This is a genomic window from Bordetella tumulicola, from assembly GCF_965138755.1.
Lineage (GTDB): Bacteria > Pseudomonadota > Gammaproteobacteria > Burkholderiales > Burkholderiaceae_B > Bordetella_A > Bordetella_A tumulicola.
Window position 1 is genome coordinate 12,626 of record NZ_CBCSFP010000006.1, and the last position, 25,790, is coordinate 38,415.

Consider the following 25,790-nt stretch of genomic DNA (forward strand, 5'->3'; position numbering starts at 1 on the left):
CTTGTGCCTCAGACAGATATGTTGCACCATCAAGGCCATCGCGTCATTTGCCGAGCCTTTCGCCTATGTTTGCCGAAGCCCAGTCCGATCCCGCCCTGTCCAAAGAGGTTTTTGAAGCAGAAGAAACGCGCTTGCGCACCGCGCTGCTCAAAGCGCAGTACCGTCAGCTCAAACGTGAGGATCGCGGCCTGCTGATCGTCGTCGCCGGCATCGACGGCGCGGGCAAAGGCGCCACGATCAATTTGCTCAACGAATGGATGGACCCTCGCCATATTCACACCCTGGCTTTTGGCGAACCCACACACGACGAACAAGAACGCCCACCGCTCTGGCGATACTGGAACGAAATGCCCGCCAAGGGCAAAACGGGCATTGTGTTCGGATCCTGGTATTTGCCCTTGCTGCGTGAGGCTGCCCGCAAAAAACCCCGGGCACAGCGGCTCACCGAGTACGTCGACACCATCAACCGCTTTGAGGCCAGCCTGACCGCCGACGGCATACAGATCATCAAGCTTTGGTATCACCTGTCGGCCAAGGCCCAAGCCAAGCGCACCAAGAATTTGCTGTCCAACCCTGAAACCGCCTGGCAGGTCACCGAGGCGGATCGTAAAGTCCAAAAAAAATACGACCGAATCTGCCAGGCAGGCGATACCGTCATCCGTCTGCTCAACGCTCCACATGCCCCGTGGACCGTCATCCCCAGTGCCGACGAACACATGCGCGCCGTCTGCACCGCGCAGACCGTCCTGCATGCCCTCGAGCAACGCCCGCGCGCACCCAAGTCACAGGTATTCACGGCATCCAGCGAGACCCGGCGCCGCAGTCCCGACCGTTTCGCGCAACTCGACTACAGCGCCACGCTGGATAAAGACGACTACGAGTCCGAACTTTCGCAATTACAAGGCCGACTCGCGCACGCCGTGCGATCCAAAGCATTCGCAGAACGCTCGCTGGTGCTGGCGTTCGAAGGGCAGGATGCCGCCGGTAAAGGCGGCGCCATCCGTCGCGTCACGCACGCGCTGGACCTGCGCCAAGTCGACATCCATCCGATCAGTGCCCCCTCGCACCACGAACTGGCACATCCGTATTTGTGGCGATTCTGGCGTCGCCTGCCCCGTCAGGGCCGCATCGCTATTTTTGATCGGTCCTGGTATGGCCGCGTGCTGGTCGAGCGGGTCGAGGGCCTCGCCTCGAGTGCAGCGTGGCGGCGCGCCTATGGCGAGATCAACGACTTCGAACACCAACTCGCCGGACACGGCGCCATCGTGCTGAAGTTCTGGCTGGCCGTCACACCCGCAGAACAGCTCAAGCGCTTTCGCGAGCGCGAGCGCTCGCCATTCAAGAACTTCAAAATCACCCCAGACGATTGGCGCAATCGCGAAAAATGGAATCTATACACCCAGGCCGCCAACGATATGCTGGCGCGCACCGATACCGATGACGCCCCCTGGCACCTCATTGCGGCGAATGACAAACGCCACGCCCGCGTACAAGTCCTGCGGGACATTGTCACTGCGATGGAAAAAACCCTCTAGCCCCACGCCCGAGCCATGACCACCTCACCCAAAACACCCGATATCCGTCCTGTTTCCGATACTGATTTCGATGCCTGGTTGCCGTTATGGAAAGGCTATCAAGCGTTTTATCAGGTCGATATCCCGGACAGCGCTACCCACACCACGTGGGCACGCATACTAGATCCGGCCGAGCCGATACACGCGGCGCTGGCCTATCACGAAGGCCGCGCCGTCGGTCTCGTACATTGGATATTTCATCGCTCGACCTGGACACCGGGCGATTACTGCTATCTGCAAGATCTGTTCGTTGCCAACGACGTCCGCGGTGGCGGGCATGGCCGCCACCTGATCGAACATGTTTACGCTCAGGCTCGCCTGGCCAATGCGGCTCGCGTATATTGGCTGACACACGAAACGAATACGACGGCCCGGCACCTCTACGACCGCGTGGCGGATCAACCTGGTTTCATTCAATACCGGAAGACCCTGTGAGCGCACGCGACCCTGATTGCCCGCTCTGCCGCGAAGACGGTGGCAGCGTACTCTGGCGCGGCCCGCACCTGCGCATCATCGAAGTCGGCGATGTCGATTATCCGGGGTTTACGCGCGTCATCTGGCACGCGCATCTGGCGGAAATGACTAACCTTTCGACCCATGGGCGAGACTTGTTGATGCGTGCGGTATACAACATAGAACAAGCGCAACGCGAGATACTCGCGCCCGACAAGGTCAATCTGGCATCGCTGGGCAACATGGTGCCTCACCTTCATTGGCACGTGATTCCGCGCTGGCGCGGCGACCGGCATTTTCCGGACGCCATCTGGGCGACACCACGCGTCGCCGCGGGCGCCGAACCGCCAGAATGGCACGCGCGACAGGCACACCTTCAAGAACTCTTGCCCCGTTATCGCAATCGCCTCATCGAAAAAATGGACGCGTTACTATGGCACTAATGGGCACGACCAGCCGCTCATAGCGTCAAGCGCGTGTCATTATGCAATACGGTTATTTGGCAAGCGGCCCCAAGGCCGCTACTCTCTCGGCTTCGCCCCATACAGGCTGCCCGTTCACGAACTTGGCTAGCAGGAGAAAATTCGCCATGAAGATCGTAAGAGGACTAATCGGCGCCGCGTTGGCGCTCGGCGCACTCGCCAGCGCACAGGCCGCCACACTGGATGTGGTCAAAGAACGCGGTGAGGTCCGCTGCGGCACGACGACAGGCTTTGCCGGCTTCTCGGCCCCCGATGCCCAGGGCGTCTGGCGCGGCCTGGATGTGGATCTGTGCCGTGCCGTCGCTGCCGCCGTCTTTGGCGATGCCAGCAAAATCAAAGTCGTCCCGCTCAATTCACAGCAACGCTTTACGGCGCTGCAGTCGGGCGAAATCGATGTGCTGACGCGCAATACGACCGTCACCCAACAGCGCGATACCGCGCTCGGTATCATTCATGCGGGGATCAATTTCTACGACGGCCAGGGCTTTTTGGTTCCCAAATCCCTGGGTGTCCAAAAAGCGACCGAACTCAGCGGCGCCACGATCTGCCTGCAAACCGGCACATCCAATGAAAATACGCTGGCGGACTGGGCGCGCGCCCACGATGTCACGTACAAACCGGTCGTCATGGAGACGTTCGACGAGGTCGTCAACGCCTTTGCCTCCGGTCGCTGCGACGTTTTTAGTACAGACGCCTCGGGCCTGGCTTCGATCCGGATTTCCAAGCTGCAAAATCCTGATGACTACGTCGTGCTGCCCGAAATCATCTCCAAAGAACCACTGGGCCCATTTGTACGCCAGGGCGACGATCGCTGGCTGAACATCGTCCACTGGTCACTATCGGCGATGATCGCGGCCGAAGAGTACGGCATCACCTCGGCCAATGTGGACGAGCAAGCCAAAAGCACCAACCCCAATATCCAGCGCATCCTGGGTGTAACGCCCGGCGCCGGCGCCAATATGGGCCTGGATGAAAAATGGGCCTACCAAATCATCAAGCAGGTCGGTAATTATGGTGAAAGTTTTGAGCGCAACGTGGGCATGGGCAGCCCGCTCAAGATCGCTCGCGGCCTGAACGCGCAGTGGACGCAGGGCGGACTGCTGTACGCCCTGCCTATTCGCTAGCGCGTGGCACTATCGCATCAATTGATGCTGTAGCCCCGTCCCTTGAAGCACGCGCCCATGGCGCGTGTGTACGACTGCGCGGACGCACTGGTGGTGTATTCGGTGATGTTTGCAGGATCGAGCCCGCTTTGATTCATTGCCCAGTTTTCGCACGCCTGGCGATCTTGCATCTGCTGCGACTCGCTTTGCCCCTTGGCCGGGTAGGCCACGACACTCAAGCTAGATGAGGCGATCCGCGGCGCCGCATATCGTATCGAGGGTGTCGGAGTCGCATAGGTGATGGATGACCCTCCATATGGGACCGACGAGTAATACACTGGCGGCGGATAATACATAGGCGGCGAGCTGTACGTCACGCCGCTATAGCCATAACGCGGGCCGCTGCTGAGCGCCAACGCAACCCCGGCGCCCAGTAATGCGGCCCCGCCAATCCACCAGCCGGAGCGATAATAACCACCGTAATAATGGCCATGGGCAAAAACCTGCCCACTGCAGGCGGCCAGGGCGGCAGCCACGACCGCCGCACGCCAAAATGGGAACTTCATAATCGTCTTTCCTGAAAAAAGCGGCGAGATAGCGACGGCCGTCAATACCCCATCGCGTCAAGCCGGTACCACTCGTCTTACTTTACTCCCGGGCGACAGCGATGTCTTGTGCAAAAATTCGCCCATGGCACACGACAATCGCTTGCAGAAAAATACCCTGACCACACAGGCCAGCCAGCTCCCGACGGCTTGGCAGGCCGCCTTTCGACGCCCGAGCGTTGCTCAGGCCTTCGCGGACGTCACCGCTTATGTCGAAACACGGTTAGAGGCGGGCGCCATCGTCTACCCAGCCACCCCGTTTCGGGCGCTGGACGGCTTGACTCCCGCCGAGGTCCAAGTCGTGATTCTGGGCCAGGACCCGTACCATGGCCCCGGCCAGGCGCAGGGCCTGGCATTTTCTGTGCCCGACGACTGCAAACGCCCCCCCAGCCTGCGTAACATATTCACTGAGATCGCCCAGGACTTTCCCGGGACGCCGCTGCCGCAAGGCAACGACCTGTCCCGTTGGGTCGATCAAGGGGTCCTGCTCTTGAACACCTCACTGACGGTCGAAGACGGCCAACCCGCGTCCCACGCCAAACGCGGCTGGGAGACCGTCACCGACGCATTGATCAGCCTGGTGGCGCACGACCCCGTGCCCAAGGCCTTTTTGCTGTGGGGCGCGCATGCCCAGGCAAAGCAAGTGTTGCTTCCCAGCAACGCCGGACACCTGGTACTGACGGCCAATCATCCCTCGCCCCTCTCGGCGCGACGCCCTCCGATCCCCTTTATAGGCTGCGGGCATTTTGCCCAAGTCAACGCATGGCTGCTCGATCAGGGAAAATCCCCTATTGACTGGAGCACAGAAAATTCTTTTCCTGTACGCCAACAAGAATTCGGGTTATAGTCGCGGCACTGCACAAATTTTGTTCTGGCATTTTTCATACGCGCTTAATTGCGCGATTGGTTTTCGCAGTCATAGCCTGTCGGGGATGTCACCCGACTTTATGCCGAACACCATCGATTCCTGACCTCCTTTCCTTCCGCCTCGCGTTCTCTATAACGCGCCGTGCGCACGGTTGATCCGGTCGGCCCGATGCTCCATCAACCGTCGCCCGGATACTGCCGCCCCCTTTCTCGGCTATCTCGGCACATGCGCCGCTTTGCGCGGTAAGGACAAGTAATGTCTTTTGAAACACTGGGCCTGGTTCCCACTCTGTTGTCGGCCCTACAAGACGCTGGTTTTTCTGAACCCACCCCTGTACAAGCCGCGGCGATTCCTCAAGCACTGGCTGGCCAGGACTTGATGGTGTCTTCGCAAACCGGTAGCGGCAAAACCGCCGCCTTCATGTTGCCGGCACTGAACCGCATCGCCGGCCAATCCGCCAACAAGGGCGTGGGCGTGCAAGTACTCGTACTGACCCCCACCCGTGAACTGGCGCTTCAAGTCGCCGATGCCACGAGTTCCTATGGCCGTAATTTGCCGGGCCTGCGTACTGCCACCGTCGTCGGCGGCATGCCCTACGGCGCCCAACTCAAGGCGCTGTCGCGCCGCGTTGACGTACTGGTCGCCACCCCGGGTCGCCTGCTCGATCACCTGAAGGCCGGCCGCGTCAAGCTCAGCACGGTACACACCCTGGTGCTGGACGAAGCCGACCGCATGCTGGACATGGGCTTCATCGAAGACATCGAAACCATCGTTGCCCGCCTGCCCCAAGAACGCCAAACGTTGCTGTTCTCGGCGACGCTGGACGGCACCGTGGCCAAGCTGGCTTCGGCCATGATGCGCGATCCGCAACGTATCGAACTGGCAGGCCAGAAAGACAAGCACACCAATATCACGCAAAGCCTGCTGTACGCGGACGATGCTAGCCACAAGATGCAATTGCTGGATCACGTGCTGCGCGACGCCAAGCTGGATCAGGCCATCGTCTTTACCGCCACCAAGCGTGGCGCTGACGATCTGGCCAATCGCCTGGCCGACCAGGGCTTTGCCGCCGCGGCACTGCATGGTGACATGAATCAGCGCCAACGCACGCGCACCCTGACGCAACTGCAACGCGGCCAACTGCGTATTCTGGTTGCCACGGACGTCGCCGCGCGCGGCATCGACGTGCAGGGGATCAGCCACGCCGTCAACTTCGACCTGCCGATGCAAGCCGAAGACTACGTGCACCGTATCGGTCGTACCGGCCGTGCCGGCCGCGACGGCCAGGCATTTACGCTGGCTACGCACGCCGAACGCCACAAAGTGCGTCGTATCGAACACTACATCGGCCAGCCGATCGCGCCGGAAATCATCGCCGGTCTCGAACCCAAACGCACACCGCGTCCCTTCGCGGGCGGCGGTGCCAGCCGTGGTGGCAAGCCCTTTGGCAAGCGCCCCGGCGGCTTTGGCGGTGATCGCCCGCAGTTCCGCGAAGGACGCAGCCATGGTGGCGCACGCGCCGACGGCCCCCGTGAAGGCGGTCCTCGCGGTGAGTTCAAGCCCCGCGGCGAATTTCAGCCCCGTGGCGACTTCAAGCCCCGTGGTGAATTCCAGCCTCGTGGCGACTTTAAACCTCGCGGTGAATTCCAGCCCCGTGGCGATTTCAAACCCCGCGGTGAGTTCAAGCCTCGTGGTGATGCCCAGTCGCGTACTGACAGCCCGCGTGGTGAGTTCCAACCGCGCGAAGGCGGCTGGCGCGGCAATGACGAGCGTTCGGCCCGCCCCGCTGGCGATCGCGAATTCCGCCCGGCGCGTGCCTATGGCGATCGCCCCAAGAGCAACGATTGGCGCGCCGACCGTGACGCCCGTCCGGCTGCAGCCGGCCTTGGTGCCCGCCCGCAACGTGAAGGCCAACGTGGTGAATTTCAACCCCGCGGTGAATTCCGTCCCCGTACCGACGGAGAATTCCGCGGTGCAGACCGTCGCCCCACCGGCTTTCGTCCCTCGACCAAGCCGTTTGCCCAACGTGATGGTGGTCCCGCCAAGCGCCACAGCAAGCCTGCCGGCGCGCGTCGCGACTAAATTCGCCAAGCACTAGCCAGCCGTTCAAGTCTGCCACTGCCCGCTCTGTCCGTCACCCGACGGATACGGCGGGCAGTGTCACGTTCGGGTCTGGCATACGCGGTCGACATGGGACAATAACGCCTATGCAACGCTCCGCTACCTCCTCTTTTCCCGCACTCGATTCCGATAGCGCACAGCATAGTGCCCGTACGGCCGCTCATTTACGACTAGCCATTCAGACAGCGGGCGGCTGGCTGCCCTTCGATCAATGGATGGCGCAGGCCTTGTACGCGCCAGGCCTGGGCTATTACGCGGCGAGCGCCGTCAAGCTAGCCTCATCGGACGCGACCGATGCGCGTGGCACACCGATCGCGCTGGGTGACTTTGTGACGGCGCCTGAGCTCACGCCCTTGTTCGGCCACACCCTCGCCCGGCAAGTGGCTCAGATTCTGAACGACACCGATACTCACACCGTCCTCGAGTTTGGCGCGGGGTCCGGCGCGTTGGCCGAGAGCGTATTAACCGGTCTGGACGACCTCGGGATCACTGCGCAATATCGCATTATCGAAGTCTCGGCCGACCTGCGGGCACGCCAGCAAACGCGTCTGGCACCGTATGGCGAGCGCGTGCAATGGCTCGATGCGCTGCCAGACCGTTTTGCGGGCTGCGTATTGGCCAATGAAGTTCTGGATGCCATGCCCGTCTCGCTCTTTTGCTGGGGGGATGAGGCAACCGTACTGGAACGCGGGGTGGCGCTGGACGCGAACGGGGAATTTACCTGGGAAGATCGGCCCGCCGGGCCCGCGCTTGCCAACGCCGTGGCGGCCCGTATGCCTGGCTTACCGGGCTATGTGTCCGAAATCAATTTACAAGCCGAGGCCTGGATGCAGGCGATGGGACACTGGCTGACGCAGGGCGCCGCCCTGCTCCTGGACTATGGCTTTCCGCGCAGCGAGTACTACCATCCGCAGCGTGCCGGCGGTACGCTCATGTGCCATCTGCACCATCACGCCCACGCGGATCCCTTGATCGCCCCGGGGGTACAGGACATCACTGCGCATGTGGATTTCACGGCCATGGCTGATGCCGCTCATGAGGCCGGCCTGCAAGTCCTGGGCTATACCTCGCAGGCCCGATTTTTGATGAATGCCGGCCTGGCCGAGCTCTTGGCGCAATACGATCCGGCAGACGCGCGGCGTTACGCGCAAGTCGTCGCTCCCGTCCAAAAGCTGCTCAGCGAAGCCGAGATGGGAGAGCTATTCAAAGTACTGGCTGTCGGGCGCGGCATTCAGACCCCGTTGCAGGGTTTCAAACGCGCGGACCGATCAGCGGCTCTTTGATACCGACGCAGGGCCCTCTGAGTGCAAGGCCACCAAAACCTGTAAGCGCGCATCGCGCACAGCGCGCTTGATTTCCTCGGGGTTACCGGTGAATCGCCGGGCAATGGCGCCCGCATCCACCCCGCGTGCCCGTTCGAGCCGCTGGCGCCAGACGGCGACGTCCACCTTGCCCACCACGGCTGCCGTTTCCCATAGCGCGATAAACCGCTCGGGCTTGCGCAAGGCATCGGTTTGCTCAATCAAGGCCAATTGTGCGTCGGGCGAGATCGCTCCGAGGTGATCAAGCACTTTGGGTAGCAAACGGGCATGATCCGCACACTCGGTGGGCACGCGCAAACGGCGACTCAACGCATCACGGTCAGGCGTCAGCCGGCACAACAAGGCGTAATGACCGGGTAGCGGCAGCGTCATTTGCACGGCACGATCCAGGTCGCCGCCTACCGTGTCCACCGCTTGCAACTCCGGCATGATGCGCGCCAGCGCGCCCGATTGCACCAATACCTCCAGCATGCGCGAAGGGGTCGCCGCCATCAGGCCACGCGACAACTCTTTCCAGACCCGTTCAGGTACCAGGGCATCCGCCTCCCCCGCGTCAACCATGCGCTGGCATAACGCCAACGTCTCGTTCGCCACCGTGAAATCGGCAAAACGCGCTGCAAAGCGCCCCAGGCGCAGGATCCGCACGGGGTCCTCGACAAACGACTCGCCCACATGCCGCAGCACGCGCGCCCGCACGTCCCGCACACCATTCAACGGATCATGCAACGCCCCCTGCGGCGTACAGGCAATAGCGTTGACGGTGAGATCACGGCGCAGCAGGTCTTGTTCCAGCGTCACGTCGATCCCGGTATAAAACGTAAAGCCCTTATAACCCCGGCCCGACTTGCGCTCGGTACGCGCCAGCGCATATTCCTCTTTGGTGCGTGGGTGCAAAAACACGGGAAAATCCCCGCCTACCGGTATAAAGCCGCGGGTTGCCATGTCTTCGGGCGACGCGCCCACGACGACCCAGTCGCGATCACCCGCGGGCAAGCCCAGCAAGGCATCGCGTACAGCCCCACCGACGATATACACCTGCAAACCCGCCACGATAGGATCGTCGGCCAAGCCTTGAACAGCCGCGGTTAACGACGACGAGACGTGCACGTCCCCCATTACGGCGCCTCGGCCGTACGCATGGAGCCGTTCGGGTCGATCTGTCCCAAACGCGCTTTCAGCGACTGGGGTTGACCGGAGAACATCGCGGCATAGTAGGTCGCATTGGACATCACATGCTTGACGTACAAGCGGGTTTCCGTAAACGGAATCGTCTCCGCAAAAATGGCGCCTTCGACGGGGTGCGAGAGTGTAGAGCGCCACGTCTTCGGCCGCCCCGGGCCCGCGTTGTAGCCCGCCGTGGCCAGCACCTGCGAACCGTCCAGGTCATTGAGCACGATGCTCAGGTAGTTGGTGCCCAGTTTGGTGTTGGTATCGAAATCGTTGACGCTAGAGGACGTGAAATCCGCCATGCCGATCCGACGTGCCACCCATTTTGCTGTCGCCGGCATCAGTTGCATCAACCCCGACGCCCCCACATGCGAACGCGCGTTCATCACAAAGCGCGACTCCTGGCGAATCAGGCCATAGACCCAGGCCGGGTCCAGCGCGATCTCGTTCGCCTGAGCCGTGACCCGCCCCTCGAAGGGCGCAATATAGCGTTGCGTGAAGTCGACCTCGCCCTCGGTGCGTTCGGAAGTATTGACTACTCGATCGTAGATGTCTTCGGCGCGAGCCAGCTCCGCCGCGGCCAATAGCTGTCGATCAGACATCCCTCGCAACGCGAAATTCCACTCGCCGACCGCCTCGGATCGCCACCCCAGTCGGAACAAATGCACCGCGCGACGCAGACTGCCGTTGGCACGGGCTTCGTTCATTTCCGAGTTGGTCATGGGTGCAGGGCGCTCGGGTACCGTAATGCTGCGCCCCAACTCTTCAGCCGCCAGTTGCCCGTAAAAATTATACTGATCTGCGATGCTCGCATAGGCCTTGCGCGCAGCGTCGTGACGCCCTCGACCGGCCTCGGCACGGGCTTTCCAGTACACCCAGACCGGCTCTGCTTGCTGCGATGCGGGCATCTGTTCGATGGACGTCATCACCCAACGCCAGTCGATCTTGGGCTGACGCAGCGCCGAACGCACGCGCCAGGGACCGTTGTACTCCGTCAACGGAATCGTTGTGCCCGCCTCGCGATACCAGCCGTCGGCACGGCTATCGAGATTCAACGCGGCGATCAGCGCATACTGATTGCGTACCCAGGCCAAATTGGTCTTAGGCAGGTTATTGGCCCATTCGCGTCGCAGATAGTCGTCAGCGACGCTCATATCTTGCCGCGCCAAGCGCGCCAGCGCCAACGTGGCGAGCTCCTTTTCGTTACGTCCGATTCGCTGGTGATCTTGGCGAGTCAACCATCGCATCGGGTTTTTCATCAGCGTATCGTAGGATTTTTGATCCTTGGTGTCGAAGAGATACCCGGCAAATCTCCGGGCATCCGCCACCTCGTTCGTTTCGATGGCCGCACGTAATTGCGGCTGAATTTCAGCCCAGCCGAGGACACCGTCGGCAACCAGCTGGTCATACAAGTTCCAGCAGTCCTTGCCGGGACTAAACGCGGCCTGTGCCTGTTTTGCGGTGGTACGCTGCCCCGTCATGTGACGCGCCTCCAGCACAGCGCACTGGGTTTGCGTGCCCGAAGTCGGCGCCTCGCTTAATTTGCTTGCGGTTTCGAAATCCCCGCGACGCGTGGCTGACAAAATCCAATTGCCGCGCAAGCGCTCAGCCAGATACGTACCATCGTTTTCCTGCAAAAACCGGGTCACGTCGGCTTTAGGAAACGCACTCGTCGGGGCGTTCCATACCTGATAATTCAGCAACCAGTACTCAGGATAGGCGCCCAACACATCCCCACGCGCCTGGGCCGCCGCCAAGCCCAGCACGGACCACTGCTTACGAGCATTGGCATCGCGCGCGGCCAGGACGGCCTGGAATGCCGGCGTTTGTGCCGTAGGAGGCAGCCCAGCCAGTTTGACGGGTGGCACATGTAGCCTTGGCCGGGGCCCCTGGCCCGACGCGCCATGCCCTTGCTGTGCATCGACGGACGTGCACGAGACCGTGAACAAGGCCAAGGCGACAGGCAGCCAACGACCGAGTTGCGCGCGTCGACGAGCCGGCTTAGCCGATCGACGAGACTCGGAGGCCGCAGATTTCTGATAACGTCTTGATTCAAGCCACTGCTGCATCGCCGACCCGCATGAACATTCAAAATACTGAACAGAATAACTTAATCGCGTTACGTACGCGATTACGCCAGGCCCGAAACGAAATTCCCGATGCCCAACGCAGCCGTGGGGGATTGTTAATACGCGGGCGCCTATTCACCTGGCTGAACGCCGTGCGCGAACAGGCTACCAAACGCGGCGCCACCGCGCCCGCCACGGTCGCGGCATTCTGGCCTCTGACGCACGAACCTGACCTGCGGCCGCTGCTCAACCAATGGGCACAGGCCGGCGTTGCCCTGGCCCTGCCTGCCATTCGCGCTGCCGATGCTCCGCTAGAGTTCCGGGCCTGGACACCGGGCGACACTCTGGAGGCGGGCCCCTATCAGGTACAAGAGCCCTTGGCTGATCGGCCTGTACTGCGGCCCGATGTCATTTTGGTACCCACGTTGGGTTATACCGATCAGGCCGACCGCGTCGGTTATGGAGGCGGCTATTACGACCGTACCCTGGCGGATCTGCGCCAGACGGGCCACGACTTCACGACCATCGGCATCGCCTGGAACGAAGGCTTGCTAGAGAACGGCTATCAACCCGCCCCGCACGACCAGCGACTGGACGCCATCCTGACGCCCGATGGCTGGATCCCCGAGCCTCCCCTGCTCGGCCCCAGCGCACCATCGGGCGGTGTGGTCGGTTCATTCGTACTGCGCTGACGCACACACAACGGCCCCACCCTGGTGCATGCACCAGGGCGATGCCTGCCTGATGCCTAGGGGCAACCCTCTTACGGCTCGCGTCCTCCTCTGCTACAAACGAACCAGCGCCCACGCGAGATCAGACTTGGCACGGGGGTTGCTTCATATAATTTGCTAACGGCGCGCGGACCCGCGCCCCGTCCGGGCCGCAGGCTCCATCCGGATCACGCGGCAGGCTCGGACGGGATACCGGAGGAGCCTATGCACCCAGCATCACCCGCCTCGTCAACGGCATATGACGAAATGGTCGACGCCAAGGGCCAGGTGCGCCCCCACTACGGGGCGTTTTCGCAATGGCTATCGAACGAGCCCGCGGACGCCATGGCCGTGCGGCAAATCGAAGCGGACGTGACGTTTCGCCGCGTAGGTATCACGTTCTCTGTCGCCGGCGACGAGGCCGGCACCGAACGATTGATTCCGTTCGATCTGGTTCCCCGCATCATTCCCGCCGATGAATGGCGACACCTATCCGCCGGACTGACACAGCGTGTGCGCGCATTAAACATGTTCATCCGCGACATCTACCACGGCCACGACATCGTGCGCGCGGGCGTGATACCGGCGGAACAAGTATTTCTGAACGCACAGTACCGCCCTGAAATGCAGGACGTGGACGTCGCCGAAGACATTTATTGCCACATTGCGGGCATAGACATCGTGCGCGCCGGGGCCGGCGAGTTCTACGTGCTGGAGGACAACCTGCGTGTCCCGTCGGGCGTGTCCTACATGCTCGAAAACCGCAAAATGTCGATGCGACTGATGCCCGAGGCATTCGGTAGCCTCAAAGTAGAACCCGTCGCCCACTATCCCGATCTGTTGCTCGACAACCTGCGCGAAGTCGCCCCGCAGAGCAGCGACTCGCCCACGGTCGTCGTGCTCACGCCCGGCATGTACAACTCGGCGTACTTTGAGCATGCCTTCCTGGCGCAGCAGATGGGCGTAGAACTGGTCGAAGGCCAGGATTTGTTTGTCGATAAAAACACGGTCTACATGCGCACCACGCGCGGTCCGCGCAAGGTCGATGTGATCTACCGGCGCGTCGACGACGATTTTCTGGATCCCCTATCGTTTCGCGCCGACTCCGCACTGGGTATCCCCGGCCTGCTATCTGTTTATCGGGCCGGGCGAGTCACCCTGGCCAATGCCATCGGCACCGGCATTGCCGATGACAAGTCCACATACCAGTACGTGCCCGACATGATCCGCTTTTATCTCCGGGAAGAGCCCATCCTGTCCAACGTACCCACCTGGCGCTGCTCGCGGCCGGACGAGCTCTCGCACGTACTGGCCCATATGCACGAACTGGTCGTCAAAGAAGTACACGGCGCGGGCGGATACGGCATGCTAGTCGGGCCGACCTCGACCCGCGCGCAAGTGCAGGCCTTTAAGGAACGCGTGCGCAGCCGACCAGGCAACTACATTGCCCAGCCCACACTGGCCTTATCGACCATCCCTACCTACGTTCAGTCAGGCGTCGCCCCGCGACACGTGGATCTGCGCCCCTATGTGCTTTGCGGAAAAAAGATTCGCACCGTGCCGGGCGGCCTGTGCCGCGTCGCACTTGCCGAAGGCTCGCTGATTGTCAACAGCAGTCAAGGTGGTGGCACCAAAGACACTTGGGTACTGGGAGAATAATCATGCTGAGCCGTACCGCCGACAACTTATTCTGGATGTGCCGCTACATTGAACGAGCGGAAAACACTGCCCGCATGCTGGACGTCAATCTGCAAATGTCGTTGATGCCGCAGGACGCCAGTGCCCACGACAGCCTGTGGCGCGCCGTACTGCGTATCTCGGAATTGCAGCACGACTACGACGCCCGGTTTCCGGCCGTCACTGCATTGGACGTGCTGCATTACCTCGTACGCGAGCCGACCAACGAATCGTCTATCTACGCCTGCCTGCGCGCCGCCCGCGAAAACGCCCGTGCGGTGCGTGGCAGTCTGACCACCGAGGTATGGGAAACCTACAACACGACCTGGCTAGAACTGCAAAAGCATCTGCAAACCCATCTGCCCGAACGCAATCCCGGCGAGTTCTTCGAGTGGGTCAAGTTCCGCGCCCATCTGGCGCGTGGCGTCACCATCGGCACCATGCTGGACGACGAGGCACTGCACTTTCTGCGCCTGGGCATGCACGTGGAACGTGCCGACAACACGGCGCGTTTGCTGGATGTGAAATTTCACGAAGAGCACGAAGAACACGAGGATATCGTGGCGCGCACCAGCGAGTTCTATCGCTGGGCATCACTGCTGAGTTCAGTATCGGGCCTGGAAATCTACCGCAAGGTCTATCGGGACGTCATCACATCGGACCGGGTAGCTGAACTATTGATTCTGCGTCCCGATATGCCGCGCTCGCTCGTGGCGTCGGTGCAAGCCCTGACCGAAGACTTGGCGCGCGTGGCCAACCAGCGCTCCGCCGAGACAGAGCGCCGCGCCGGCATGTTGTACGCCGAGTTGCGCTATGGCCGCGTCGAAGACATTCTGCACAGCGGCCTGCACCGCTACCTGGAACGCTTCCTGGAGCGCATCAACGACCTGGGTAACCGGATCAGCCAAGATTTCCTGGTGCCGCTGGTGGCGTAACGCCGCACGCACGGAGAAACGCATGAAACACCTTATCCGACACGTGACCCAATACCGTTATACGGCGCCAGTCAGCTATAGCATCCAGGCCCTGCGCCTGACCCCTCGCCACGACGATCATCAACGTACCCTGCGCTGGCGCATCGACGCGCCGGGCGCGCTGGAGCAACAGGTCGATGCCTACGGCAACATTACTCACATGTTGACCCTGCCGACCCCACACGACAGCATCGAATTACGCGTGACGGGCCAGGTCGAGATCGATACGCTGCCCGATGGCCGACTACGCCCGGAAGACAATCGCCTCCCCATCCATGCCTATTGTGTTCCCACCCCATTGACGCAGGCCAACGGCACGATCCGCGATTTCGTCCATAGCGCCGTCCCCCAAGGGCTGCACACGCCGGCTGACGCGCTGGCGCTGGCCGGCGCCATCTGCGACCGCGTCGCCTACGAGCCCGGCACTACCGACGTGACCACGGCAGCAGACCAGGTCCTGGCGCTGGGCCATGGCGTATGCCAGGATCATGCCCACCTGTTCCTGGCCTGCGTGCGCGACCTGGGCGTGCCGGCCCGCTACGTCAGCGGCTACCTGTATACCGAAGCGGAACACGCCGCCAGCCATGCGTGGGCCGACGTCTGGCTGGACGGAACGGGTTGGACCAGTCTGGATATCACCAACCGCCAGTTCGCCTCGGATTGCCATTGCCGGCTGGCCGTCGCACGGGACTATGATTCGGCCGCGCCCGTGCGAGGGGTACGCCATGGCGGCGGAGAAGAATCACTCACCGTCTCGGTGCAAGTCCAGACGGCCCCGCAACACTCCCAACAGTAATCAGGGCGAAAAACACTCGCTCAGCCGACAAACACCTAGGAGCCGTGCCGTTCCGACAAGAAAATTAATTGGGGGCAGAACAATGCCTCGGACGCTCTCACACGCTGACGCATCTGCCCCTACAATACGCCAGCTGTTATTCACCGAATCACCATGACTTACTGTGTCGCCGCCCGCCTGAATTCAGGCTTGGTTTTTCTCTCCGACTCTCGCACCAACGCGGGCGTCGATCAGGTCAGTATCGCCCGCAAGCTTAATGTCTTTGAGCGGCCTGGCGACCGTGTCATGGTGCTGCTTACGTCCGGCAACCTGGCCATCAGCCAAGCCGTCGTCAATCTGCTGGCGCAGCTCGATAGCGACAGCCCGGATTCGCTGTGGTCGGTACCCGACATGTACGAGGCCGCGCGCCGTGTCGGCGAAGCCGTACGCCGCGTTCACGAACGCGATGCCGAAGCCCTCAGCGAGCATGGCGTCGACTTCAACATCAATCTGATTTTTGGCGGCCAGATCGGCACGGAACGCTGCCGCTTGTTCCAGGTGTATTCAGCTGGCAACTTCATCGAAACCAGCGACGACTGCCCTTATGTGCAGATTGGCGAGGCCAAATACGGCAAGCCCATTCTGGACCGCGTCTTGCGTCCCGACACGCCACTGGACGAAGCCGCCAAGTGCGCGTTGATCTCCATGGACTCAACCTTGCGGTCAAACATTTCAGTTGGCCTGCCGCTGGATCTACTGGTATACGAAACGGGCGCGCTGCGCGTGACGCACTTCACGCATATCGACGAAGACAACGAATACTTTCACATGATCCGCCGTACTTGGGGCGAACGCTTGCGTCAGGTATTTACCGAGATCGCCGACCCGATCTGGACCGAGGCCGAAGCATCGGACTCGTTGGCCGCGGCCGGCCGCCTGCATCAGCCGCACCGGCTCACCCCGGGGGGGAATGAGCCTGGGCCCACCCCTCTGCAGATCGTCGCCCAAGATCCGGGCAAAACGCAGACGTCTTAAGGACTTAAGACCCGGTCCCCAGATCCAGTTCGCGCCAGATCGCCAACGGCGCCTCGGCCTGATTCAGCGTATAAAAATGCAGGCCCGGCGCGCCGTTATCGAGCAGCGTCTGGCAGAGTTCGCTCACGACATCCGCGCCGAATGCCCGGATCGACGCCTTGTCATCGCCAAACTCGGCGAGACGCAAACGTATCCAGCGCGGAATCTCGGCGCCGCACATTTCCGAAAACCGTACCAACTGGGTGTGGTTAGTGATCGGCATAATGCCCGGCACGATCGGGATCGTGACGCCTTTGCTCTGGGCGCGATCCACGAAATCAAAATACGCGTCAGAGTTAAAGAAATACTGCGTAATCGCCGAGTTCGCTCCCGCGTTGACCTTGGCCACAAAGTGGTTCAGGTCCGCGTGCGGGCTGGAGGCTTGCGGATGCATCTCGGGATAGGCCGCGACCTCGATGTGAAACGCGTCGCCGGTTTCCTGGCGGATAAACGCCACCAGGTCTGCCGCGTAGCGCAGCTCACCGGCATCGCCACCCATCCCCGACGGCAAGTCGCCCCGCAACGCCACCAGGCGACGAATCCCCTGCTCGCGGTACGCAGTCAGGATCTCGCGCAGACTATCGCGCGTCGCCCCGATGCAGGACAGGTGCGGCGCCGCATCACACCCCAGGTTTTGCAGCATGCGCACCGTGTCGGCAGTGCCGGTACGCGTCGAGCCGCCCGCGCCGAACGTCACACTGACGTAGCGCGGATGCGTCGCCAGCAACTGCTTGGCCGCGCGTACCAACCGCTCTTGGGCGGCGATATCGCGCGGAGGGAAAAACTCGAGGCTCAGGGCCACGGTAGAAGGTACGGTCATCAGGGAATCAAAAACAGGGAATCAGGATCAAGCAATCAGTCGCGAAAGCAGCGCGGAAATAATGCTGTACAAAATGGCGCCGCCCACGGCCCACCAAAATCCATTGACCTGGAAGCCGCGCAAAATCGAGCCCGCCAGCCAAAACATCAAGGCGTTAAGCACCAACAGGAACAAGCCCAACGTGACAATGGTGATAGGCAGCGTCAGCAGGATCAACACGGGTTTGACCAGCATGTTCAACAAGCCAAGCACCAATGCAGCAATCAAGGCCGAGCCGAACCCAACCACCGTAATGCCGGGCAGCAGATAAGCCACAATCAACAAGGCAACTGCATTCAACAGCCAAACGAGAATTAAAGTCATTGTGGTCTCTCCGGAAACACGCCCATCCAGGCGAAAATAACCATGCTCAACACACGGCGGCAAGGCAGGCTTGCGTACCGGCCGGTACGCAAGCCTAAGCACCGCCCTGTTGTACTACAGGATCAATAACGATAGTGTTCGGACTTGTAGGGACCCTCGACCGGCACGTTGATGTAATCGGCCTGATCCTGACGCAATGTGGTCAGTTTCACGTTCAGTTTCTTCAGGTGCAAACGCGCGACCTTCTCGTCGAGTTGCTTGGGCAACACATACACTTGGCCGCGCTCGTAGACGTCGTTGCGGGTAAACAATTCGATCTGGGCGATCGTCTGGTTCGCAAACGACGACGACATCACGAACGACGGATGGCCCGTGGCGCAACCCAGGTTCACCAGGCGGCCCTGGGCCAGCAGAATGATGCGCTTGCCGTCCGGGAACACCACGTGATCCACCTGCGGCTTGATTTCTTCCCACTCGCAATCTTCGACCGACGCCACATCGATTTCGTTATCAAAGTGACCGATATTGCACACGATGGCCTGGTCTTTCATCGCATCCATATGCGCGCGCGTGATGACGTGGTAGTTGCCTGTCGCCGTCACAAAAATGTCGGCCAGCGGCGCGGCTTCTTCCATGGTGACGACTTTAAAGCCCTCCATGGACGCCTGCAGCGCGCAGATCGGATCGACCTCGGTCACCCAGACCTGGGCGCGCAATGCCGCCAGCGCCTGGGCGCATCCCTTGCCCACGTCGCCGTAACCCGCCACGACAGCGACCTTGCCCGCCACCATCACGTCAGTGGCACGCTTGATGCCGTCGACCAGCGATTCGCGGCAGCCATACAGATTGTCAAATTTTGACTTGGTCACCGAGTCGTTGACGTTGATCGCGGCGAACGCCAGCTCGCCCTTTTGCGACATCTGATACAGGCGATGGACACCGGTGGTGGTTTCTTCGGTCACGCCCTTGATTTCCGCCAAGCGCGTGGAATACCACTTGGGATCGCGCACCAACGTTTCTTTGATCGCGGCAAACAGCACGCGCTCTTCTTCGCTGCCCGGCTTGCCCAGCACCGATGCATCCTGCTCGGCGCGTGCCCCCAGATGCAGCAGCAGCGTCGCGTCGCCACCGTCATCCAGAATCATGTTGGCATGGCGACCTTCGGGCCATTCGAAAATGCGGTGCGTATATTGCCAGTACTCTTGCAGCGTTTCGCCCTTGACGGCGAACACCGGAGTGCCGGTCACGGCAATCGCGGCGGCGGCATGATCCTGGGTAGAGAAAATGTTGCATGAAGCCCAGCGCACTTCGGCGCCCAGCGCTACCAGCGTCTCGATCAGCACGCCGGTCTGGATGGTCATATGCAGGCTGCCGGCGATGCGCGCGCCCTTGAGCGGCTGGCTGGCGGCGAACTCTTCACGAATCGCCATCAGGCCTGGCATTTCGGTTTCGGCAATAGCCAGCTCGCGCCGACCCCATCCCGCCAACGAAATATCGGCAACGTGGTAATCGGTGGCTTGGTCAGTAACGGTATTCATGGTGTGCTCCTGTAATCAACGACGTATCAACAACGATGTGCGTCACAGACGGTCGTACGGAACACTCATTCATGAGAAAGGCGCCCGCCTTTACCGCCTGCCGCGACAAAGGTGAGCGCCGTTGCTGGACGCCGCCGAAGCGACGCCTGGTAAGAATCCTGAGCCTGGCAACCCGCCTGGCCACCCCGCCAGGGGGCAAACCGGGGATCGTCGCAGCGCTCCTCAGGACTGAACTGAATTGTACTGGTTGAGACAAACTGTGCAACAACGCCCGCGAGACACGAACGGCTGTCGATGTCGTGAATCCGGCCCCCTCCCCGCGCCTGCCCGAATTACGTCCGTATGGGCATCGACGCGGTGTCAACCGAATTCGCATGGATCGGCCAATCGGCCGCACCTGCGGGAGTCAACGGCACCAACGCCTGGAGCAGATCGTGAGCGATCTTCTCCCAAGTACGCTTCAATGCGCCCTCGCGTACCCCATTGCGATCCAGCTCCAGCGCCTGTCGGCAGGCCATCGCCAGATCATTGTTCACAAAACCCGTCGCGCCCGCATCAATAACGGCCAAAGGCGCCTCGGTATGAAACGCCGCCACTGGCGTGCCGCAAGCCATGGCCTCCAGCATCACCAGGCCAAACGTATCGGTCAGGCTGGGAAAGACAAAGACATCGGCCGCCGAATAAAGCGCGGGCAACTTATCATCCGGCTGCATGCCCATGAAATGCGCGGTCGGATGGGCCTTGCGCAATCGCGCCTCGTCCGGCCCGGCTCCCACGACGACCTTGCTGCCCGGCAAATCCAGCGACAAAAAAGCATCCAGATTTTTCTCTCGGGCTACTCGGCCCACGCTCAGAAAAATGGGATGAGGCAAGTCAGCAAATGCATCACGTCGAACCGGACGAAAGTGCGAAGCATCCACGCCGCGTGACCACACGCGCAGATTTTTCAGATCCCGAGCCGCCACGATGTCACGCACCGTGGGCGTAGGCACCAGCACGCAGGCAGAGGGCCGATGAAACCAGCGCATATACCGCCACGGCAACGATGCCGGAATCCCCATGCGGGCCTGCAGATAATCGGGAAACAACGTATGAAACGACGTCGTGAACCGCCACCCTTTGCGCAACGCCATCTTGCGCGCCGCCAGGCCCAGCGGCCCCTCGGTCGCGATGTGCAGTGCATCGGGCACAGTGTCGCCCAGGATACGACGCAGTTGTCGACCTGGAGTCAGGCACAAACGTAGCTCTGGCTCGGAAGGCGCCGGTATCGAAGGCGCGCCGGTAGGGTTCACAACGATCAGCTCATGACCCCATTGGGTCAACAAGCGCTGCATAGTGGTCCACGTACGCACCACCCCATTGACCTGCGGAGGCCAGGCGTCAGTAACTAAAACAATACGCATGGGCAACCCCGGCGCGAAAATAGCGATGACGCGATTTAGCCTGCAAAATATGACGCGTCAAAGACAGAAATGTGACAGGCATAGGACAAGGCCGGCACATCGCCAATGTCCGCGCCCTACCAGACGTCCTGATCGCTGCCGGGTGGCCGCACGTGAGCGGCAAATCGTTGCACCAGGAAATCCACGAACGCTACCGTCTTGGCGGGCAGATTCAGGCGCTCGGGGTACAGGGCGTGAATATCAGCGGGCGGCGTACGCCAATCCGGCAGGATCGCTCGCAAGCGGCCGGACCTGATATAGGCGGCGGTCTCCCACTCGGATCGCATCACGATGCCGTGACCATCTAGTGCCCACTCTAGCGCACTTTCACCATCGTTGGAACTCAGTGTCCCCCGCACTTTGACGGTTTCCACGCGTTGTCCACTGCGCAGATGCCAGGTGCCATAAGCGACGTCATTCTCACGCACGACAATGCAACGATGACGCTGCAGCTCGCCCGGCGTCCGTGGCTCGCCATATGCCTGCAAATAGCGCGGTGACGCGCACAGCAGACGTCGATTCGAGGCGAACTTGCGCGCCGTGAGCCGCGCATCCGGGATTTCACCAAACCGCACGGCGACATCAAAGCCTTCGTCCAGCAAATTGACGGGGCGATCGGTCAGGCGCATCTGCACTTCGACGTCGGGAAACTGTCGTGAAAAATCCGACACGGCCGGCACGATATGGGCGCGGCCAAAGCCGAACGTCGCATTCAACCGCAGCAATCCGCGCGGCTGTGCCCGGCCGCTCGCGATATTGCGCTCCAGTGCCTCCAGGTCGGCCAGGATGCGACTCCCTTCGGCTAGATACAGCTCGCCTTCATGCGTGACCGTGACGCGTCGTGTCGTCCGATTCAGCAGCCGTACGCCCAGCCTGCGTTCAAGATTGGCCAGGCGAGTACTCACCGCCGGCGGCGTCAGCCCGAGCTCGCGAGCGGCCGCCGACAAGTTGCCGTGCTTGACCAACAGCGAAAAAAACGCCAAGTCGGAGACCGCATTCATGGATTATTTGCACCGATATTATTAAATTAATTTAAATAAAACTTTATTTATTCATTAATTATAAGAACAAACTTGGCTTATACACTGGTTATACACATCAAAAAAACCCAGCCCGATTAAGGAATCGCTAACCATGGCTCCTATGACTTTGTACGACAAGCTGGTCGCTGGCCACACAGTCGCCCGCATTGATGACGAGCACATATTGCTCTATGTGGACTTGCACATCATGAACGAATACACCAGTCCCCAGGCATTCAGCGGATTGGCTGCGCGTGGACGCAAGGTACTGCGGCCTGGTCAGCAAATGGCGGTGGTTGACCATGTCATTCCGACGCATGCGACGCCCGCGGCATCCCGGGTGATTCAAGATCCCGCGTCCTCGCTGCAAGCCCGCAACCTTAAACGCAACTGCGACGAGCAGGGCATTGCACTATTCGACACGACAGATCCCTTGCAAGGGATTGAGCATGTGATCGCACCCGAGCACGGCATGATTCTGCCTGGCATGGTGGTGCTGTGTGGCGACAGCCATACAACGACCTATGGCGCACTGGGCGCGCTGGGTTTTGGTATCGGTACTTCCGAGGTCGAACACATCCTTGCCACGCAGACACTGGTCTATCGTCTCGCGAAAAACATGCATATCCGCATCGACGGTACATTGCCCGCCGGTGTGTCTGCCAAAGATCTCGTCATCTATGTGGTGTATCGACTCGGCGCGCAGGGGGCACGCGGCTACGCGGTGCAATACAGTGGCCAGGCAATTGACGCGCTGTCGGCCGAAGCCCGCATGACCTTGTGCAACATGACGGTCGAGGCAGGTGCTCGCGCCGCATTGATCGCGCCTGATGACACGACCTATCGTTATGTCGAAGCACGCGCACCGCAACTCCATGGCGCCGACTTGGATCTCGCGCGCGCACATTGGCACACCTTGTATTCGGACGCCGACGCACGATTCGACGTCGAGCACGTCTTCGATGCGGCATCCATTTCGCCATTCGTGACGTGGGGCACCAGCCCCGATCAAGCTATGCCCGTAACAGGCACGGTGCCAGACCCGGATGCCGAACCCGACACACTCGCACGTATCGCGCTGCGCAAGGCAATCGACTATATCGGCTTGACGCCTGGCACCCCGATCGCCGGCGTGCCTATTGATCGCGTCTTTATTGGCTCCTGTACGAACGGCCGCATCGAAGACCTGCGTGTCGTGGCGTCCATCGCACACGACCGCAAGGTTGCGCCCGGCGTACGCGCAATGATCGTACCGGGGTCCGGCGCCGTGCGTGCACAGGCCGAGGCCGAAGGTATTGCCGCACAACTGATCGAAGCCGGCTTCGAATGGCGCCAACCGGGTTGCTCGATGTGCCTGGCGATGAACGATGACATGCTGCGCCCTGGCGAACGCTGCGCATCCACCACGAACCGCAATTTCGAAGGGCGACAGGGTCGCGGCGGCCGGACCCATTTAATGAGTCCCGCCATGGCTGCCGCGGCGGCATTGACCGGCCACATCGTTGACGCGCGCACATTGGAGCAAACAACATGAGCCCATCCTCAGTCATCAAAGGGGTCGCGGCGCCCCTGCCATTCAGTAATCTGGATACCGACCAGATCATGCCCAAGCAGTTCCTGCGCATCGTCGATAAAGCCGGTCTGGACCAGGGCCTGCTCTACGATTTGCGCTTCGACGAAACCGGCGCCCCGCGCCCCGAATTCGTGCTGAATCAGCCCGCGTATCAGGGCAAGACGTCCATCTTGGTGGCAGGCCCGAACTTCGGCTGCGGCTCCAGTCGCGAGCATGCCGTCTGGGGGCTACAGCAATTTGGTATTCGCGTCATCATCGCGCCGAGCTTTGGCGAGATCTTCTTTTTTAATGCACTCAATAACGGTCTGCTGCTGGTCGCGCTACCCGGCGATCGGGTGGATGCCTTACTCAAACGGGTCGCCAATGTCGCAAGCCATGAACTCGAGATCGATATATTGGCGGGACAGGTACGCGCGGCGGACGGCTGGACGGCGACGTTTGCACTGTCTGCAAGACATCGCCAGATGTTTGCGCAAGGACAAGACATGGTAAGCGCCTCGTTGCAGCAACTCGACGAAATCGCGCAGTATGAAACGCAACATTGGGCGCAACATCCCTGGATGAAAGACGTCGCGCAACGTGTGCGCACCCGATTAAATACAGTACCGTAACTCTTTCGCCACCCGGACGGATGGCAAAGCGTCGTGCATAGACAACAAGCAAGGAACAACCGTGACTGACACACTCTTTGATCTGCCTATCCAGACCTTTACGGTGAATAGCCTGCGCATTGCCGCTCGCGTACAAGGCGACGGCCCACCCTTACTGCTGTTGCACGGTCATCCGCAGACCCACGTCATCTGGCATCGCCTTTGGCCCGAGCTGACGCGCAGCCACACCTGCATCGCCGCAGACCTGCGCGGTTATGGCGATAGCGACAAGCCCGCGGCGTCATCCGATCACGCCGCGTATTCAAAACGCGAGATGGCGCGCGATATGGCAGAGCTCATGACAACACTGGGCTTTGATCGCTTTGACGTACTGGCGCATGATCGGGGCGCTCGCGTGGCGCATCGCCTGGGGCTGGACTATGCCGAGCGTGTGCAACGCATGATGTTATTGGACATCGCCCCCACGCTAGACATGTACGACAACACGACGCGCGCCTTTGCGCAGGCCTACTATCACTGGTTCTGGCTGATCCAGCGAGCACCGATGCCCGAGACCATGATCGAACATGACCCGGTGTTTTACGTACGCTCGCTCATGGGCGGCAGACCGGGCGGCCTGGCGCTGTTTGCGCCAGAAGCCTTGGCCGAATACGAGCGCTGCGCCCGTTTGCCCGGCTGGGCCACCGGCGTCTGCGAAGACTATCGGGCAGCCGCCACCATCGATTTGGAGCACGATCGCGAGGGGCGCGACCGGGGGGAGCGCCTGCGCATGCCCCTACGCGTGTTCTGGGGTGAACGGGGCGCTGTCGGACAGAATTTCGACGTCTTGGCACTATGGCGCTCAATCAGCGACGATGTGGCCGGTCGGGCCTTGCCGGGAGCACACTATCTGGCCGAGGAAATCCCCGAACTCGTCTTGCAAGAAGCGCGGCAACTGTTCGAGTAGCGGGACCCGCACTTATCCGACCTTCCGTCAGGGCCTTGCAAAAGGGGACGCACTGCGAATGCTAAGCTCCGTAGGATGAGCAACACCCGAGCCACCCCCGACGGCGACACGCCCGACACCAACGACGCCAAGACGTCGCAGAACGCCTTTGTGGCGACCGATTCTCCGTGCGTCGCAGTGTGCTCGACGCTTTTTGACGAGATCTGCCGCGGCTGCGGCCGTACCGCCATGGAAGTCTCGAACTGGGTCTTTATGACCGAAGAAGAAAAACAAATCGTGTGGCACCGCATCCGCGCCCAGGGCTACCCCCGGCGCAAAGGGTAAAAAGCGACTCCGCCGACCCGGATAGCAACACGGCTTCTACTCGCACGGCCGCCCCACACTCAATGGGCGGCGTGGTGCTGCGCGCTTGCGGCCCGCTTGTTCGCCGCTCGCGTCCGCGCGGCGGAACTCGTAACCCCACTCTAACGCTTTGGGAGTATCCTGAGTGTTCGAATGGAT

Annotated in this window: 24 protein-coding genes and 1 riboswitch; of the genes, 16 read left to right on the forward strand and 8 right to left on the reverse strand. The window is 61.2% G+C overall.

Translation table 11 applies throughout. From position 1 onward, the window contains the following. Positions 1-65 precede the first annotated feature (65 nt). The 4 genes from pap to ACNAZS_RS15780 all read left to right on the forward strand — a co-directional run bounded on the left by pap (position 66) and on the right by ACNAZS_RS15780 (position 3,633). Positions 66-1,535 carry a polyphosphate:AMP phosphotransferase gene (gene pap, locus ACNAZS_RS15765; protein WP_415790959.1) on the forward strand — a complete coding sequence of 490 codons (1,470 nt, stop codon included), beginning with the start codon at positions 66-68 and terminating at the stop codon, positions 1,533-1,535. Between the two features lie 15 nt (positions 1,536-1,550). Beyond that, positions 1,551-2,009, forward strand: coding sequence for a GNAT family N-acetyltransferase (locus ACNAZS_RS15770; RefSeq protein WP_415790961.1), 459 nt, complete (start codon positions 1,551-1,553; stop codon positions 2,007-2,009). Continuing rightward, on the forward strand, positions 2,006-2,470 hold the full coding sequence (locus ACNAZS_RS15775) for an HIT family protein (protein ID WP_415790963.1): 465 nt from the start codon (positions 2,006-2,008) through the stop codon (positions 2,468-2,470). The genes ACNAZS_RS15770 and ACNAZS_RS15775 overlap by 4 nt, the downstream gene beginning before the upstream one ends. A 146-nt stretch (positions 2,471-2,616) precedes the next feature. Next, positions 2,617-3,633, forward strand: a complete 1,017-nt coding sequence (locus tag ACNAZS_RS15780; RefSeq protein ID WP_415790965.1) for an amino acid ABC transporter substrate-binding protein — start codon at positions 2,617-2,619, stop codon at positions 3,631-3,633. 17 nt (positions 3,634-3,650) lie between these two features. On the opposite strand, the gene ACNAZS_RS15785 is transcribed toward ACNAZS_RS15780, so the two are convergent. Beyond that, positions 3,651-4,178 (reverse strand): hypothetical protein, encoded by a 528-nt coding sequence (locus ACNAZS_RS15785; protein ID WP_415790967.1) that lies wholly within the window; start codon positions 4,176-4,178, stop codon positions 3,651-3,653. 124 nt (positions 4,179-4,302) lie between these two features. Here ACNAZS_RS15785 and ACNAZS_RS15790 point away from each other — a divergent pair, with 124 nt between their 5' ends. The 3 genes from ACNAZS_RS15790 to ACNAZS_RS15800 all read left to right on the forward strand — a co-directional run bounded on the left by ACNAZS_RS15790 (position 4,303) and on the right by ACNAZS_RS15800 (position 8,489). After that, a complete protein-coding gene (locus tag ACNAZS_RS15790) occupies positions 4,303-5,064 on the forward strand; it encodes a uracil-DNA glycosylase (protein ID WP_415790969.1) in 762 nt (253 codons plus the stop codon). 276 nt (positions 5,065-5,340) lie between these two features. Beyond that, on the forward strand, positions 5,341-7,167 hold the full coding sequence (locus ACNAZS_RS15795) for a DEAD/DEAH box helicase (RefSeq protein ID WP_415790971.1): 1,827 nt from the start codon (positions 5,341-5,343) through the stop codon (positions 7,165-7,167). 125 nt (positions 7,168-7,292) lie between these two features. Further along, positions 7,293-8,489, forward strand: a complete 1,197-nt coding sequence (locus tag ACNAZS_RS15800) for a class I SAM-dependent methyltransferase (protein ID WP_415790973.1) — start codon at positions 7,293-7,295, stop codon at positions 8,487-8,489. On the opposite strand, the gene ACNAZS_RS15805 is transcribed toward ACNAZS_RS15800, so the two are convergent. Together ACNAZS_RS15805 and ACNAZS_RS15810 are read right to left on the reverse strand one after the other, a co-directional pair. Further along, a complete protein-coding gene (locus ACNAZS_RS15805; protein ID WP_415790975.1) occupies positions 8,475-9,644 on the reverse strand; it encodes a CCA tRNA nucleotidyltransferase in 1,170 nt (389 codons plus the stop codon). The genes ACNAZS_RS15800 and ACNAZS_RS15805 overlap by 15 nt on opposite strands. Then, on the reverse strand, positions 9,644-11,764 hold the full coding sequence (locus ACNAZS_RS15810; protein ID WP_415790977.1) for a lytic transglycosylase domain-containing protein: 2,121 nt from the start codon (positions 11,762-11,764) through the stop codon (positions 9,644-9,646). The genes ACNAZS_RS15805 and ACNAZS_RS15810 overlap by 1 nt, the downstream gene beginning before the upstream one ends. Positions 11,765-11,775: 11 nt before the next feature. On the opposite strand from ACNAZS_RS15810, the gene ACNAZS_RS15815 reads away from it, so the two are divergent. From ACNAZS_RS15815 to ACNAZS_RS15835, 5 genes are all read left to right on the forward strand, one after another. After that, entirely contained in the window at positions 11,776-12,456 is a 681-nt protein-coding gene (locus ACNAZS_RS15815) for a 5-formyltetrahydrofolate cyclo-ligase (RefSeq protein WP_415790979.1), read from the forward strand. A gap of 285 nt (positions 12,457-12,741) precedes the next feature. After that, positions 12,742-14,133 carry a circularly permuted type 2 ATP-grasp protein gene (locus tag ACNAZS_RS15820; RefSeq protein ID WP_415791446.1) on the forward strand — a complete coding sequence of 464 codons (1,392 nt, stop codon included), beginning with the start codon at positions 12,742-12,744 and terminating at the stop codon, positions 14,131-14,133. Between the two features lie 2 nt (positions 14,134-14,135). Next, positions 14,136-15,086: an alpha-E domain-containing protein gene (locus ACNAZS_RS15825; RefSeq protein WP_415790981.1), complete on the forward strand. Its 951-nt coding sequence runs from the start codon at positions 14,136-14,138 to the stop codon at positions 15,084-15,086. 22 nt (positions 15,087-15,108) lie between these two features. Beyond that, entirely contained in the window at positions 15,109-15,921 is an 813-nt protein-coding gene (locus ACNAZS_RS15830) for a transglutaminase family protein (protein WP_415790982.1), read from the forward strand. A 153-nt stretch (positions 15,922-16,074) separates the two neighbouring features. Then, on the forward strand, positions 16,075-16,935 hold the full coding sequence (locus ACNAZS_RS15835; RefSeq protein WP_415790984.1) for a peptidase: 861 nt from the start codon (positions 16,075-16,077) through the stop codon (positions 16,933-16,935). Between the two features lie 4 nt (positions 16,936-16,939). Here the strand turns inward: ACNAZS_RS15835 and metF are convergent, their stop codons facing one another. The 5 genes from metF to ACNAZS_RS15860 all read right to left on the reverse strand — a co-directional run bounded on the left by metF (position 16,940) and on the right by ACNAZS_RS15860 (position 22,138). Next, the gene (gene metF, locus ACNAZS_RS15840) at positions 16,940-17,794 is read right to left on the reverse strand and encodes a methylenetetrahydrofolate reductase [NAD(P)H] (RefSeq protein ID WP_415790986.1); all 855 of its coding nucleotides are present in this window, start codon (positions 17,792-17,794) and stop codon (positions 16,940-16,942) included. Positions 17,795-17,821: 27 nt separating this feature from the next. Beyond that, positions 17,822-18,157 (reverse strand): phage holin family protein, encoded by a 336-nt coding sequence (locus tag ACNAZS_RS15845; RefSeq protein ID WP_415790988.1) that lies wholly within the window; start codon positions 18,155-18,157, stop codon positions 17,822-17,824. A gap of 122 nt (positions 18,158-18,279) precedes the next feature. Continuing rightward, entirely contained in the window at positions 18,280-19,695 is a 1,416-nt protein-coding gene (gene ahcY, locus ACNAZS_RS15850) for an adenosylhomocysteinase (protein ID WP_415790990.1), read from the reverse strand. 106 nt (positions 19,696-19,801) lie between these two features. Beyond that, positions 19,802-19,925, reverse strand: a riboswitch (S-adenosyl-L-homocysteine riboswitch). 102 nt (positions 19,926-20,027) lie between these two features. Continuing rightward, the gene (locus ACNAZS_RS15855; protein WP_415790992.1) at positions 20,028-21,098 is read right to left on the reverse strand and encodes a glycosyltransferase family 4 protein; all 1,071 of its coding nucleotides are present in this window, start codon (positions 21,096-21,098) and stop codon (positions 20,028-20,030) included. Positions 21,099-21,214: 116 nt separating this feature from the next. After that, positions 21,215-22,138, reverse strand: coding sequence for a LysR family transcriptional regulator (locus ACNAZS_RS15860; RefSeq protein WP_415790994.1), 924 nt, complete (start codon positions 22,136-22,138; stop codon positions 21,215-21,217). A 133-nt stretch (positions 22,139-22,271) separates the two neighbouring features. On the opposite strand from ACNAZS_RS15860, the gene leuC reads away from it, so the two are divergent. From leuC to ACNAZS_RS15880, 4 genes are all read left to right on the forward strand, one after another. Further along, positions 22,272-23,693, forward strand: coding sequence for a 3-isopropylmalate dehydratase large subunit (leuC, locus tag ACNAZS_RS15865; protein ID WP_415790996.1), 1,422 nt, complete (start codon positions 22,272-22,274; stop codon positions 23,691-23,693). Beyond that, positions 23,690-24,343 (forward strand): 3-isopropylmalate dehydratase small subunit, encoded by a 654-nt coding sequence (leuD, locus tag ACNAZS_RS15870; RefSeq protein WP_415790998.1) that lies wholly within the window; start codon positions 23,690-23,692, stop codon positions 24,341-24,343. Before leuC ends, leuD begins: the two co-directional genes overlap by 4 nt. 61 nt (positions 24,344-24,404) lie before the next feature. Next, positions 24,405-25,289, forward strand: coding sequence for an alpha/beta fold hydrolase (locus ACNAZS_RS15875; protein ID WP_415791000.1), 885 nt, complete (start codon positions 24,405-24,407; stop codon positions 25,287-25,289). 75 nt (positions 25,290-25,364) lie between these two features. Continuing rightward, the gene (locus ACNAZS_RS15880; protein WP_415791002.1) at positions 25,365-25,613 is read left to right on the forward strand and encodes a DUF1289 domain-containing protein; all 249 of its coding nucleotides are present in this window, start codon (positions 25,365-25,367) and stop codon (positions 25,611-25,613) included. The last annotated feature ends 177 nt before the right edge of the window (positions 25,614-25,790 follow it).